General features: G+C 70.4%; 9 protein-coding genes. 2 read left to right on the forward strand and 7 right to left on the reverse strand.

From position 1 onward, the window contains the following. Position 1: 1 nt before the first annotated feature. Complete coding sequence (locus ACGFYU_RS36690) at positions 2 to 1,000, forward strand: anion permease (RefSeq protein WP_393831638.1); 999 nt, start codon at positions 2 to 4, stop codon at positions 998 to 1,000. Between the two features lie 280 nt (positions 1,001 to 1,280). Here ACGFYU_RS36690 and pstB read toward each other — a convergent pair whose 3' ends face one another. The 7 genes from pstB to mshD all read right to left on the reverse strand — a co-directional run bounded on the left by pstB (position 1,281) and on the right by mshD (position 10,411). Next, positions 1,281 to 2,057: a phosphate ABC transporter ATP-binding protein PstB gene (gene pstB / locus ACGFYU_RS36695; RefSeq protein WP_382642909.1), complete on the reverse strand. Its 777-nt coding sequence runs from the start codon at positions 2,055 to 2,057 to the stop codon at positions 1,281 to 1,283. A gap of 29 nt (positions 2,058 to 2,086) precedes the next feature. After that, positions 2,087 to 3,169 carry a phosphate ABC transporter permease PstA gene (pstA, locus tag ACGFYU_RS36700; RefSeq protein WP_393831639.1) on the reverse strand — a complete coding sequence of 361 codons (1,083 nt, stop codon included), beginning with the start codon at positions 3,167 to 3,169 and terminating at the stop codon, positions 2,087 to 2,089. Further along, positions 3,169 to 4,158: a phosphate ABC transporter permease subunit PstC gene (gene pstC / locus ACGFYU_RS36705; RefSeq protein WP_393831640.1), complete on the reverse strand. Its 990-nt coding sequence runs from the start codon at positions 4,156 to 4,158 to the stop codon at positions 3,169 to 3,171. Before pstC ends, pstA begins: the two co-directional genes overlap by 1 nt. A gap of 132 nt (positions 4,159 to 4,290) precedes the next feature. Further along, a complete protein-coding gene (gene pstS, locus ACGFYU_RS36710; protein WP_393831641.1) occupies positions 4,291 to 5,427 on the reverse strand; it encodes a phosphate ABC transporter substrate-binding protein PstS in 1,137 nt (378 codons plus the stop codon). Between the two features lie 245 nt (positions 5,428 to 5,672). Then, positions 5,673 to 6,611: a CHAD domain-containing protein gene (locus ACGFYU_RS36715; RefSeq protein ID WP_393831642.1), complete on the reverse strand. Its 939-nt coding sequence runs from the start codon at positions 6,609 to 6,611 to the stop codon at positions 5,673 to 5,675. A gap of 4 nt (positions 6,612 to 6,615) precedes the next feature. After that, a complete protein-coding gene (locus ACGFYU_RS36720) occupies positions 6,616 to 8,883 on the reverse strand; it encodes an RNA degradosome polyphosphate kinase (RefSeq protein WP_393831643.1) in 2,268 nt (755 codons plus the stop codon). A 598-nt stretch (positions 8,884 to 9,481) separates the two neighbouring features. Next, positions 9,482 to 10,411 carry a mycothiol synthase gene (gene mshD, locus ACGFYU_RS36725; protein ID WP_393831644.1) on the reverse strand — a complete coding sequence of 310 codons (930 nt, stop codon included), beginning with the start codon at positions 10,409 to 10,411 and terminating at the stop codon, positions 9,482 to 9,484. 168 nt (positions 10,412 to 10,579) lie between these two features. On the opposite strand from mshD, the gene ACGFYU_RS36730 reads away from it, so the two are divergent. Next, positions 10,580 to 12,397, forward strand: a complete 1,818-nt coding sequence (locus tag ACGFYU_RS36730; protein ID WP_393831645.1) for a bifunctional metallophosphatase/5'-nucleotidase — start codon at positions 10,580 to 10,582, stop codon at positions 12,395 to 12,397. Positions 12,398 to 12,547: the final 150 nt, after the last annotated feature.

The following is a 12,547-nucleotide window of genomic DNA, read 5'->3' on the forward strand; positions in this document are numbered from 1 at the left end:
CGTGGACACCTTCGCTCTGGTCGTGACCATCGGGGTCGCGCTCGGCTTTACCTATACGAATGGTTTTCACGACTCCGCGAACGCGATCGCGACGTCGGTTTCGACGCGGGCACTGACCCCGCGCGCCGCCCTGGCGATGGCGGCCGTGATGAACCTCGCCGGTGCCTTCCTGGGCAGCGGGGTCGCCAAGACGGTCAGCAAGGGGCTCATCGAGACGCCGCACGGCGACAAGGGGATGTGGATCCTCTTCGCCGCGCTGGTCGGAGCGATCGTCTGGAACCTGATCACCTGGTACTTCGGCCTGCCCTCGTCCTCCTCGCACGCGCTCTTCGGAGGCATGGTGGGAGCGGCGCTGGCCGGCGGGATCGGCGTCATCTGGCACGGGGTGCTGGAGAAGGTCGTCATCCCGATGTTCCTGTCGCCCATCGTCGGCCTGGTCGTGGGCTACCTGGTGATGGTCGCGATCATGTGGCTCTTCCGCAGGGCCAACCCGCACAAGGCCAAGCGCGGCTTCCGGATCGCCCAGACCGTCTCGGCGGCCGCCATGGCCCTCGGCCACGGCCTCCAGGACGCCCAGAAGACCATGGGCATCGTGGTGATGGCCCTGGTCATCGCCGATGTGCAGAACTCCGGCGACCCGATCCCGGTGTGGGTCAAGGTCGCGTGTGCGGTGATGCTCTCGCTGGGTACGTACGCGGGTGGCTGGCGCATCATGCGCACCCTCGGCCGCAAGATCATCGAACTCGACCCGCCGCAGGGCTTCGCCGCCGAGACGACGGGCGCGTCGATCATGTACACCGCGTCGTACCTCTACCAGGCGCCGATCTCCACCACCCACGTCATCACCTCGGCGATCATGGGCGTCGGCGCAACGAAGCGGGTGAACGCGGTCCGCTGGGGCGTCGCCAAGAACATCATCCTGGGCTGGTTCATCACCATGCCGGCCGCGGCCCTGGTCGCCGCGCTGAGCTTCTGGATCGTGAACCTGGCCGTCGGCTAGGCAGCAGGACAGCGGTACGAAAGCGGGCCCGGCTCCCCCTCGGTGGGGGAGCCGGGCCCTTCGTCGTGCCGCCCGCTCATTGGCGGATGCACGTAGTTCGTACGGGGGACCCGTGCGGACCGTCACGAGCCGCCTCCACCTCCCCTGCCTAGCGTGAGCGCCCGTGCCCCAACGAAAGCGGGCCGGCTCCCCCCACCCAGGGGGAGCCGGCCCTTTTTCTTTCTTTCGCCTTGCGGTGGCACCGCCATGCAGCACCGCAGGACGCTTACGACATCCCGGTTTAGCCGAAGCGGCCGGAGATGTAGTCCTCGGTCGCCTGCACGGACGGGTTCGAGAAGATCCGGTCCGTGTCGTCGATCTCGACCAGCTTTCCGGGCTGGCCGACCGCGGCGAGGTTGAAGAAGGCGGTGCGGTCGGAGACGCGGGCGGCCTGCTGCATGTTGTGCGTCACGATGACGATCGTGAAGCGCTCCTTCAGCTCGCCGATCAGGTCCTCGATCGCGAGGGTGGAGATCGGGTCGAGGGCCGAGCAGGGCTCGTCCATCAGCAGGACCTGCGGCTCGACCGCGATGGCGCGGGCGATGCACAGACGCTGCTGCTGGCCGCCGGAGAGGCCGGAGCCCGGCTTGTTCAGGCGGTCCTTGACCTCGTTCCAGAGGTTGGCGCCCTGGAGAGACTTCTCCACGATGTCCGTGAGCTCGGACTTCTTGAAGGAGCCGTTCAGGCGCAGGCCCGCCGCCACGTTGTCGAAGATCGACATGGTGGGGAAGGGGTTCGGGCGCTGGAAGACCATGCCGACCGTGCGGCGGACCGCGACCGGGTCCACGCCGGGGCCGTAGAGGTTCTCGTCGTCCAGGAGCACCTTGCCCTCGACGCGGCCGCCGGGGGTGACCTCGTGCATGCGGTTCAGGGTGCGCAGGAAGGTGGACTTGCCGCAGCCGGACGGGCCGATGAAGGCGGTCACGGAGCGGGGCTCAACGGTCATCGAGATGTCGTCGATGGCCTTGTGGCTGCCGTAGAAGGCGGACAGTCCGCTGACGTCGATTCGCTTCGCCATGAGGGGTCACTTCGCTTTCATTGGTCGCGTCAGCGACCGGTCTTCGGGGCCTTCCAGCGGGCGATGCCGCGGGCCACCAGATTGAGGATCATGACGAAGGCGATCAGGACGAGCGCCGCGGCCCATGCCCGGTCGTAGGAGGCTTCACTGCCGACCTTGTACTGCTCCCAGATGTACAGGGGGAGCGAGGACTGAGCACCTTCGAAGGGGTTTCCGTTGATCAGCTGGGAGCCGAAGACCAGCAGCATGATCGGCGCGGTCTCACCGGCGATACGGGCGACGGCCAGCATCACACCGGTGGAGATACCGCCGATGGCGGTGGGGAGCACGACCTTGAGGATCACGCGCCACTTCGGCACACCGAGGGCGAGGGCGGCCTCGCGCAGCTCGTTCGGGACGAGCTTGAGCATCTCCTCGGTGGAGCGGACCACGACGGGCATCATCAGGATCGACAGGGCCATGGCGCCGGCGAAGCCGGAGGGGCCGAAGCCGAGCATCAGGTTCCAGGTCGTCAGGATGAAGAGGCCCGCGACGATGGAGGGGATGCCGGTCATGACGTCGACGAAGAACGTGACGGCCTTGGCGAGCGTGCCCTTGCCGTACTCGACCAGGTAGACGGCGGTCAGCAGGCCGATGGGGGCCGCGATCGCGGTGGCCAGGCCGACCTGCTCGATCGTGCCGAGCAGCGCGTGGTAGACGCCGCCGCCCTGGTCGAAGCTGGTCACTCCGTTCATGGAGTGGCTGAGGAAGTTGCCGTCGAGGAGCTTGATGCCGCGGCTGATCGTGGTCCACATCAGCGAGAGCAGCGGGATGACCGCGAGGACGAAGCAGACCCAGACGACGGAGGTCGCGACGCGGTCCTTGGCCTGGCGGCGGTTCTCGACGACCGCGCTGGCGGTGTACGTGATGCCGACGAACAGGAGGGCGGCGAGCAGACCCCACTGGATCTTGCTGTGGAGGTCGAAGGCGAGGCCGATGCCGGTGCCGAGGGCGACCGAGAGGACCGCGATGCCGGCCGGGGCCCAGCGGGGCAGGCCGCCGCGGGTCAGGCCGGCGGGGGCGACGGACCGGGGGGCCCGGGCGGGGCGCTGGTCCTGGAGTGCGTGGCTCATCAGGCGTTCGCCCCCGAGAAGTCCTTGCGGCGAGCGATGATCAGGCGAGCTGCACCGTTGACCAGCAGGGTGAGCAGGAAGAGGACCAGACCGGAGGCGATCAGCGCGTCCCGGCCGAACTCGTTGGCCTCGTCGAACTTCGCGGCGATGTTCTGAGCGAAGGTGCCGCCGCCCGGGTTGAGGACGTGGAACGAGATCAGGAAGCTCGGGGAGAGGACGGTCGCGACGGCCATGGTCTCGCCGAGCGCGCGGCCGAGGCCGAGCATCGAGGCGGAGATGACGCCGGAGCGGCCGAAGGGCAGCACCGACATGCGGATGACCTCCCAGCGGGTCGCGCCGAGGGCCAGGGCGGCCTCCTCGTTCATGCGCGGGACCTGGAGGAAGACCTCGCGGCTGACGCTGGTCACGATCGGCAGGATCATGATCGCGAGCAGGATGCCGACGGTGAAGAGCGAGCGGGCGACGCCGACCTGGGTCTTCTCGAAGACGTAGGTCCAGCCCAGGTACTCGTCGAGCCAGAGGTTCAGCCCGTTCAGCTGCGGGACGAGGAAGAGGGCGCCCCAGATGCCGTAGATGATCGACGGCACGGCGGCCAGCAGGTCGACCACGTAGGCGAGGGGGGCGGCCAGCTTGCGCGGCGCGTAGTGCGAGATGAACAGGGCGATGCCGACAGCGATCGGAACCGCGATGGCCATCGCGATGATCGAGCTGACGACGGTGCCGAAGAGCAGGACGGCGATGCCGAAGACAGGGGGGTTGGCCGACGCGTTCCAGTCGAAGGTGGTGAGGAAGTTGCCCTCGTTCTTCGACAGGGCGATCGAGGCCCGGTAGGTGAGGAAGACGGCGATCGACGCCATGATCACCAGGAGCAGGATGCCGGACCCCTTGGAGAGCCCGGCGAAGATCTTGTCACCGGCGCGGCCGGTGGACCTCTCGCTCTTGGAGACAGGCGGAGCCGTGTCTATCTGGGTGGGTGTGGTGGAAGCCATGGTCTTTCCGGTCTGTGTGGGGGGCAGGCCCCCTGGCGGCGGTGCACCGGATTCCCCCGGGTGGAGGGGAAGGGTCCCGCGGGCCGGCCCGCCCCCGGACGGGGGAGCGGACCGGACCTCGGGGTCAGGGATTTAGCCGAGCGAGGCGATGGCCGCGCGGACCTTGGTGTTGATCTCGGCCGGGATCGGGGCGTAGCCGTTCTCGGTGAGGACCTTCTGGCCCGCGTCCGAGGCGGCGTAGTTCAGGAAGGACTTGACGGTGGCGAGCGTCTCGGGCTTGTTGCCCTTGTCGCAGACGACCTCGTACGTGACCAGGGTGAGCGGGTAGGCGCCCTCGGCCTTGGTGGTGTAGTCGAGCTTCAGGGCCAGGTCGGAGCCGGTGCCGGAGACCTTGGCGGCGGCGATGGCCTTGGAGGCGTTCTCACCGGTGGCCTTGACCGGGGCGGAGGCGCCGGTGTTCAGGTCGACCGTCTTGATGCCCTGCGAGCTGGCGAAGGAGAGCTCGAAGTAGCCGATCGCACCGTCGACCTGCTTGACCTGGGCGGCGACGCTGGAGGAGCCGGAGGCGGCCTGGCCACCCGGGGCGGCCCACTTCTTCGCGGGCTCGTACGGCCAGGCGTCGGGGGCGGTGGCCTTGAGGTACTTGGTGACGTTCTCGGTGGTGCCCGAGTCGTCGGAGCGGTGGAACGCCTGGATGGCGGTGGAGGGAAGCGTGACGCCCGGGTTCAGCTTCTTGATCGCCTCGTCGTCCCACTTCTTGATCTTGTCGTTGAAGATGTTGGCGATCGTGGCGGCGTCGAGGTTCAGCTTGTCCACGCCGGAGACGTTGAAGCCGAGGGCGATGGGGCCGCCGACCATCGGCAGGTCGATGCCCTGGCCGCCGGTGCAGATCTTCTTCGACTCCTCGATCTGCTCCGGCTTCAGCGCCGAGTCGGAGCCGGCGAAACCGACGGTGCCCTGGTTGAAGGCGACGATGCCCTCACCGGAGGAGGAGGACTTGTAGTTCACCTCGACGCCCGGGCAGGCGGCCATGTAGTTCTTCACCCACAGCTCGACCGCGTTCTTCTGCGCGGAGGAGCCCGACGCCAGGAGCTTGCCCTTGGCGTCGTCGCACTTGATGTCACCGGCGGCCGGGGCCGAGGCCTTCGGCGTGCCGTCGGCGGTCTTCGTGTTGTCGTCCGAGCCGCACGCCGTGAGGACCAGGGCGCCGGACACGACAAGCGCCCCAAGGGCGGAGGCACGAAGCATGTTCTTGCGCTGAAGCTTCACTTTCGGGTGTTCCTTCCAGAAGCCGCCGGCCGCTTTCTGTATCGGGGCGGCGTGCGAAGAGGACTACGTCGGTGTGCCCGGCCGAGCCGCTCGACTTGCGGGCGGTTCGCACCGTGCACCACAGAAATTAGGCAGAACAGGTGAAGCAGCCGACCGGGCCGAGTGAACGGACGGTGAACCGTGGCGGACGACCCGGTGCGTTCGGGCGGGTCGGCGCACAGGTGTAACCATCCGTTATCCGGCCGTTATCGCGGCGTGACTCCCGACGGCACGGGCGCCGGGAGCCAGACGTGCCTGAAGGTCAGGCGGGCGGCCTCGGCCTCGTGGCGCTGGTCGGCGTGCAGCACGCCGAGGGCGTAGGCCGTGGCGGGGGCGATGCGGGGGGTGCGGGCGGCGGTCGCCGAGGCCCCCGCCGCCTCCGCGGCGTCGCGGTGGCGGTCCAGGGCCTCACCGGCGATTTCCAGCCGGGTGACGTCCTCGCCCAGCGCCTCCTGGGCATACCGGTGGACCCGCAGGAGGCGGCGTACCTCGTGCCAGAGCCCGTCGTGGTCCGCGTTGTACGGGTGCTCGTCCTCGGCGGGCGGCAGCGCCGCGACCGCCGCCGACAGGCGGGTTTCGGCCACTGTCGCCAGGGGTACGAGGACCTCCGCGACCCGGCCCCGGGCCGCGACCGCGTCCAGGGGGACCTCCGAGGCCAGGACCGCCACCGCGTCCGCCACCGCGTGGAAGCGGGCGGAGCCGAGCGCCTGCAGCGTCGCCGAGTGGGCGCGGGTCCGCGCCAGGGTCAGCTGGCGCTCCAGCAGCGCGCCCGCCCGGGCCGAGCCCACCGTGAGCGCGCCCGCTCCGCCGCGCGGCGCCGGGACCTCGGGCGCCCCCGACAGCCGGTGCAGCGCGTCCAGCAGCCGCGCCAGCCGGGCCGCGTACGCGTGCTCGTCGGCCAGGGTCGAGGACAGCCACACCAGCTCGGTGCGCAGCGAGTCCGCCCAGGACGACTCGGTCACCACCCGGAAGGTGGCCAGGGATCCGCTGATGCGGCGCGCAGCCCCCCGCAGGCTGCGCGCCGCATCGCTTCCTTCCGTGGCATCGGCTCCGCTTTCCTCGTGCAGGCGTAGCCCGCGCAGGAAAGCGGTGGCCTGCGAACGCAGGTACGCGCCGAGCACGTCACCCGCGTCCGCCCGTGCCATCGGGTCATGGTTTGGCTGAGCCACGCCGGCGCCTCCGGGCGTCTATGAGCATCTCCTGTACGTGCCGCAGCGGCTGGCCGTCCGCGTCCGTGCTGTGCCGGGTCCATTCGCCGTCCGGGCCCAGGTGCCAGGAGGACGTGAGGTCGGACATCCCGGTTTCCAGCATCCGGTCCAGGGCCGCGCGGTGGGCCGGGTCGGCGACCCTGACCAGTGCCTCGATGCGGCGGTCGAGGTTGCGGTGCATCATGTCGGCGCTGCCGATCCACACCTCGGGCTCGCCGCCGTTGCCGAAGGCGAAGACCCGGGAGTGCTCCAGGAAGCGGCCGAGGATCGAGCGGACCCGGATGTTCTCCGAGAGCCCGGGGACTCCGGGGCGCACCGCGCAGATGCCGCGGACCCAGATGTCGATGGGGACCCCCGCCCGGGAGGCCCGGTAGAGCGAGTCGATGAGCGCCTCGTCGACGATCGAGTTCATCTTCAGGCGCACGGAGGCGGGGCGGCCGGCCCGGTGGTGGTCGGCCTCCTTGTCGATCCGCGCTATCAGACCGTCGCGCAGCGACCGCGGTGCCACCATCAGGCGGCGGTAGGTCTCGCGGCGCGAGTAGCCGGACAGCCGGTTGAAGAGGTCGGAGAGGTCCGCGCCGACCTGCGGGTCGGCGGTGAGCAGGCCCAGGTCCTCGTAGAGGCGCGCCGTCTTGGGGTGGTAGTTGCCGGTGCCGACGTGCGCGTAGCGGCGCAGCTGGTCGCCCTCCTGGCGCACGACGAGCGACAGCTTGCAATGGGTCTTGAGGCCGACGAGCCCGTAGACGACGTGGCAGCCGGACTCCTCCAGCTTGCGCGCCCACTTGATGTTGGCCTGCTCGTCGAAGCGGGCCTTGATCTCGACGAGTACGAGGACCTGCTTGCCGGATTCGGCGGCGTCGATCAGGGCGTCCACGATCGGGGAGTCGCCGGAGGTGCGGTAGAGCGTCTGCTTGATCGCGAGGACGTCCGGGTCGGCGGCGGCCTGCTCCAGGAAGGCCTGCACCGAGGTGGAGAAGGAGTCGTACGGGTGGTGCAGCAGGACGTCCCGCTCGCGCAGGGCGGCGAAGATGTCGGGCGCGTGCGCGGACTCGACCTCGGCGAGGTCCCGGTGGGTGCCGGCGACGAACTTCGGGAACTTCAGCTCCGGCCGGTCCAGGGAGGCGATCCCGAAGAGGGCGGTCAGGTCCAGCGGGCCGGGCAGCGGGTAGACCTCGGAGGCGTTGACCTTCAGCTCCTGGACCAGGAGGTCCAGGACGCCCGGGTCGATGGACTCCTCGACCTCCAGGCGGACGGGCGGGCCGAAGCGGCGCCGCATGAGCTCCTTCTCCAGGGCCTGGAGGAGGTTCTCGGCGTCGTCCTCCTCCACTTCGAGGTCCTCGTTGCGGGTCACGCGGAACATGTGGTGCGCGAGCACCTCCATGCCGGGGAACAGCTCCTCCAGGTGCGCGGCGATGACGTCCTCCAGCGGGACGTAGCGCTGCGGGGAGGCCTCCAGGAAGCGGGAGAGGAGGGGCGGGACCTTGACGCGGGCGAAGTGGCGGTGGCCGCTGACGGGGTTGCGTACGACGACGGCCAGGTTGAGGGAGAGGCCGGAGATGTACGGGAAGGGGTGCGCGGGGTCCACGGCCAGCGGGGTGAGCACCGGGAAGATCTGGTTCCGGAACAGCGTGAAGAGGCGGGCCTGCTCCTTCTCGGTGAGGTCGGGCCAGCGGATGAGGTGCACGCCCTCTTCGGCGAGCGCCGGGGCGATGTCCTGCTGGAAGCAGGCGGCGTGGCGGGCCATGAGCTCGCGCGAGCGGGTCCAGATGAGGTCGAGGACCTCACGGGGCTGGAGGCCTGAGGCCGAACGGGTGGCGACGCCGGTCGCGATGCGGCGCTTGAGGCCGGCCACGCGGACCATGAAGAACTCGTCGAGGTTGCTCGCGAAGATCGCCAGGAAGTTGGCGCGCTCGAGGAGCGGGGTGGTGGGATCTTCGGCGAGCTCCAGCACGCGCTCGTTGAAGGCGAGCCAGCTGCGCTCCCGGTCGAGGAAGCGGCCCGGGGGGAGCTCGCCGCCGTCCTTGTCCTCGTAGACGTCCAGGTCGGCGTCGAGGTCGGGGTCGAGGTCGACGAGGGGGCGGTGCGCGGAGATGGACCCTATGCGGGTGGGTCCGGCGGTTACCGTGCCGTTTGCTGCCGCGGCGGTGGCAGTGTGAGACGGGTGCTGGGCGGGGACCTCGGTGGGGCCGGCGCTGGGCTGGTGGCTCATGACTCCATTCTTCCGCGCGCGGGGGAGGACAGGCGCGTCGGAAGTGTCGGCCGTCAGGCGGAGGCGGGGCTGCCGGGGCTGCATGGGGGGAGAGTCGCAAGCGCGTATTAATGCCCGGTGAATGGCGCGTGGCTTCCCGGCTGTGGATATGGCCCGGCGCGCCCCAAAGACCGGGGCTCCGCCCCGCGCCCCGCCGGCGGGGCCGGTTGCGCCCGCCTGAGTGCGCGGGTGCGCCTCAAAGACCGGGGCTCCGCCCCGTGCCCCGCTCCTCAAGCGCCGGAGGGGCTGGATGTGGCTCGGCTGGATGGGCCGGTGCGGGTCCAGGATCGGGGCTCTGCCCCGTGCCCCGCTCCTCAAGTGCCGGAGGGGCTGGATTTGGCTGGGTGGGCCGGTGCGGGTCCAGGATCGGGGCTCTGCCCCGTGCCCCGCTCCTCAAGTGCCGGAGGGGCTGGATGTGGCTCGGCTGGGTGGGCCGGTGCGGCTCAAGGATCGGGGCTCTGCCCCGGGCCTCAAGTGCTGCCGGAGGCAAAACCAGCCCCTCCGGCGCTTGAGGAGCGGGGTCCGGGGCGGAGCCCCAGGGGGACCGGCGGGAGACGGTTCAGCTTTCGGTGCGGTACATCAGGTCCACCTCGTGCGTGGTGAAGCCGAGGCCCTCGTACACCGCCAGCGCCGCCGGATTGTCCGCGTCGACGTACAGCATCGCCGTCGGCAGCCCGGAATCTGCCAGGTGGTGGAGGCCGATGGCCGTCAGGGCCTTGCCGAGGCCGCCTCCCTGGGCGCCGGGGCGGACGCCCAGGACGTAGACCTCGCCCAGCTGTTCCGCCCGGTGGACCTTGGTCCAGTGGAAGCCGACCAGCTCGCCGTCCCGCTCCGCGAGGAAGAAGCCCTTCGGGTCGAACCACGGCTGCGCGATCCGGTCGTTGAGGTCCCGCTGGGTCAGCGCGCCCTGCTCGGGGTGGTGGGCGAAGGCGGCCGCGTTCGCGGCGAGCCAGGCGGTGTCGTCCGCGCCGGGGACGAAGGCGCGGATGGAAACCCCGGGCGGGAGCACCGGCTCCGGCAGCGGGGCGGCGCCCGAGCCCAGGGGCCTGCGGAGCTGGCGCAGTTCGCGGAAGAGGGTCAGGCCCAGGACCTGGGCGAGGTGCCGGGCGGCCGATTTGCCCCCGTGCGCCCACACCCGGATCCGCTTGCCGGAGGCGGCCAGCAGGGCCGTGCCCAGCGCCCGCCCGTGGCCGCGTCCGCGCAGCGCCGGGTGGATGACCAGCTCGGCGGCCGGGGCCTCCACCGGGTCGGTGTCCTCCAGTTGCCCGTATCCGGCGAGTCGGCCGCCGTCGGTGAGCAGGAAGTGCCGGATGCCCTCGCGCGGCCCGCCGCGCAGCTGGAGCCGGCCCTGCTCGGAGACGGCGGTGGTGCCGTCGGTGCGCGCCGCCTCCTCGATCAGGGCGAGCACGGCTTCGGCCTGTTCCTCCGTCAGCTCGTCGAGGGTCTGAATCTGCCGTCCCGGCTCCAGGGCCGCTGCTGCGTCAGTCATGTCATGAGCCTACGACCGTCGCGGGCGCCCGGCGGGGGCGGGCACGGAGTCGGTCCGTCTTCTGCACGTAACCAGCTCGATACCCGTTCCCCCCTGTCGTGCTACGCGCGTTGACAATAGGCTGCGGCGGACCTCCCAAGCAGTATCGCTGTCCACAAAGGGGATTAAATGTCAGCGACGCCACAACGGCACCGCCGAGCCCGCCGGTTGACCTTCACCGCCCTCGCCGTCACGGCCGGCGCCGGAGCCATGGTCGCCGCCGCCCTCCCGGCCGGAGCCGCGAGTGGTGGCGGTGCGGCCGCCAAGAGCCGGACCGTCGATGTGCAGATGCTGTCGTTCAACGACTTCCACGGCACCCTCGAGCCCCCGCAGGGCTCCTCCGGCACCGTGACCGAGCGTCAGGCCGACGGCACCACCAAAGCCATACCCGCGGGCGGGGTCGAGTACCTCGCGACCGGCCTGCGCGAGGCCCGCAAGGGCCACGAGTACTCCGTCACCGCCGCCGCCGGTGACATGATCGGCGGCAGCCCGATGCTGTCCGGGCTCTTCCACGACGAGCCGAGCGTCGAGGCGCTGAACAAGCTCAAGCTGGACGTCAGCAGCGTCGGGAACCACGAGTTCGACGAGGGCAAGACCGAGCTGCGCCGCATGCAGTACGGCGGCTGCCACCCGGTCGAGGGCTGTTTCGAGTACGGCAAGGAGTTCACGGGCTCCGAGTTCAAGTACCTCGCCGCCAACGTCACGGACGAGAAGACCAAGCGTCCGCTGATGTCGCCCACCTTCATCTGGAAGAAGGGGGACGTGAAGATCGGCTTCATCGGCGTCACCCTGGAGGGCACTCCGGACGTCGTCACCGCCGAGGGCGTCAAGGGCCTGAAGTTCGGCGACGAGGTCGAGACGATCAACAAGTACGCCGCCGAGCTGAACAAGCAGGGCGTGAAGTCGATCGTCGCGCTGATCCACGAGGGCGGCCTGCCCGCGAGCGGCGCGTACAACTACGACTGCGACGTCCCGGGCGCCGGCGCCGGCATCTCGGGCGCGATCGTGGACATCGCCAAGAACGTGGACCCGAAGGTCGACGCCCTGGTGACCGGCCACACGCACCAGGCGTACTCGTGCAACATCCCCGACCCGGCGGGCAACCCGCGCACGGTCACCTCGGCCGCCTCCTACGGTCGCCTGTTCACGGACACCACCCTCACGTACGACCGCGCGACCAAGGACATCGTCCGTACGGCGGCCTCCGCGCCGAAGCCGGTCAACAAGCTGGTCGGCCGGGACGTGCCCAAGGCCCCGGACATGACCGAGCTGATCACCCGCTGGAAGGCTCTGGCGGCCCCGGTCGCCAACCGTCCGATGGGCTACATCTCCGCCGACATCCCGGGCCGCGGCGCGGAGTCCCCGGAGAAGCCGCTCGGCGACCTGATCGCCGACGCGCAGCTGGAGGCCACGGCCCCGGCCGACAAGGGCGGCGCGCAGCTGGCCATCATGAACCCGGGCGGCATCCGTGCCGATCTGGCCTACAAGGCCGCGGGTGACGAGGGCGACGGCGTCGTGACGTACGGCGAGTCCTACACGGTCCAGCCGTTCAACAACCTGATGAACATCGTGGACCTCACCGGCGCGCAGCTGATCACCGCGCTCCAGCAGCAGGTCAGCGGCACGGTCAACGGCCCGAACCCGAAGATCCTCCAGGTGTCGAAGGGCTTCACCTACACCCTGGACATGACGAAGGCGGGCGCGGACCGCATCGTCGTGGACTCGGTGAAGCTGAACGGTGCGGCGATCGACCCCGCAAAGACCTACCGCGTCGCGATGAACGAGTTCCTCGCGGGCGGCGGTGACGGCTTCACCGTGCTGAAGGAGCACAAGAACAAGCTCGTCGGCGTGGCCGACCTGGACGCCTTCAACACCTACCTGGCCAGGTCGACGGCGGCGACCCCGATCGCCCCGCCGGCGGCCGACCGCATCACCGTCATCAAGTAGGACGAGGAAGCGAACCCCCGAGGGGGGGGGGGGGCGCGGGGGCCCCCCCCCCCCCCGGCCGCCCCGCCCCCCCCCCGCGGGGGGGGGGGGGGGCGGCCGGGGGGGGGGGGCCGCCCCCCCACCCCGGGGGGAAGGGGGCGGGGGGGGGGT

Source organism: Streptomyces sp. NPDC048337 (assembly GCF_043201175.1).
Classification (GTDB): domain Bacteria; phylum Actinomycetota; class Actinomycetes; order Streptomycetales; family Streptomycetaceae; genus Streptomyces.

What these genes read in the sequence shown, in the direction of transcription:
- pstB (WP_382642909.1), bottom strand. Translation starts at nt 2,057, where the DNA reads ATGGCGAAGCGAATCGACGTCAGCGGACTGTCCGCCTTCTACGGCAGC.
- pstA (WP_393831639.1), bottom strand. Translation starts at nt 3,169, where the DNA reads ATGAGCCACGCACTCCAGGACCAGCGCCCCGCCCGGGCCCCCCGGTCC.
- pstC (WP_393831640.1), bottom strand. Translation starts at nt 4,158, where the DNA reads ATGGCTTCCACCACACCCACCCAGATAGACACGGCTCCGCCTGTCTCC.
- ACGFYU_RS36715 (WP_393831642.1), bottom strand. Translation starts at nt 6,611, where the DNA reads ATGGCACGGGCGGACGCGGGTGACGTGCTCGGCGCGTACCTGCGTTCG.
- ACGFYU_RS36720 (WP_393831643.1), bottom strand. Translation starts at nt 8,883, where the DNA reads ATGAGCCACCAGCCCAGCGCCGGCCCCACCGAGGTCCCCGCCCAGCAC.
- mshD (WP_393831644.1), bottom strand. Translation starts at nt 10,411, where the DNA reads ATGACTGACGCAGCAGCGGCCCTGGAGCCGGGACGGCAGATTCAGACC.
- ACGFYU_RS36730 (WP_393831645.1), top strand. Translation starts at nt 10,580, where the DNA reads ATGTCAGCGACGCCACAACGGCACCGCCGAGCCCGCCGGTTGACCTTC.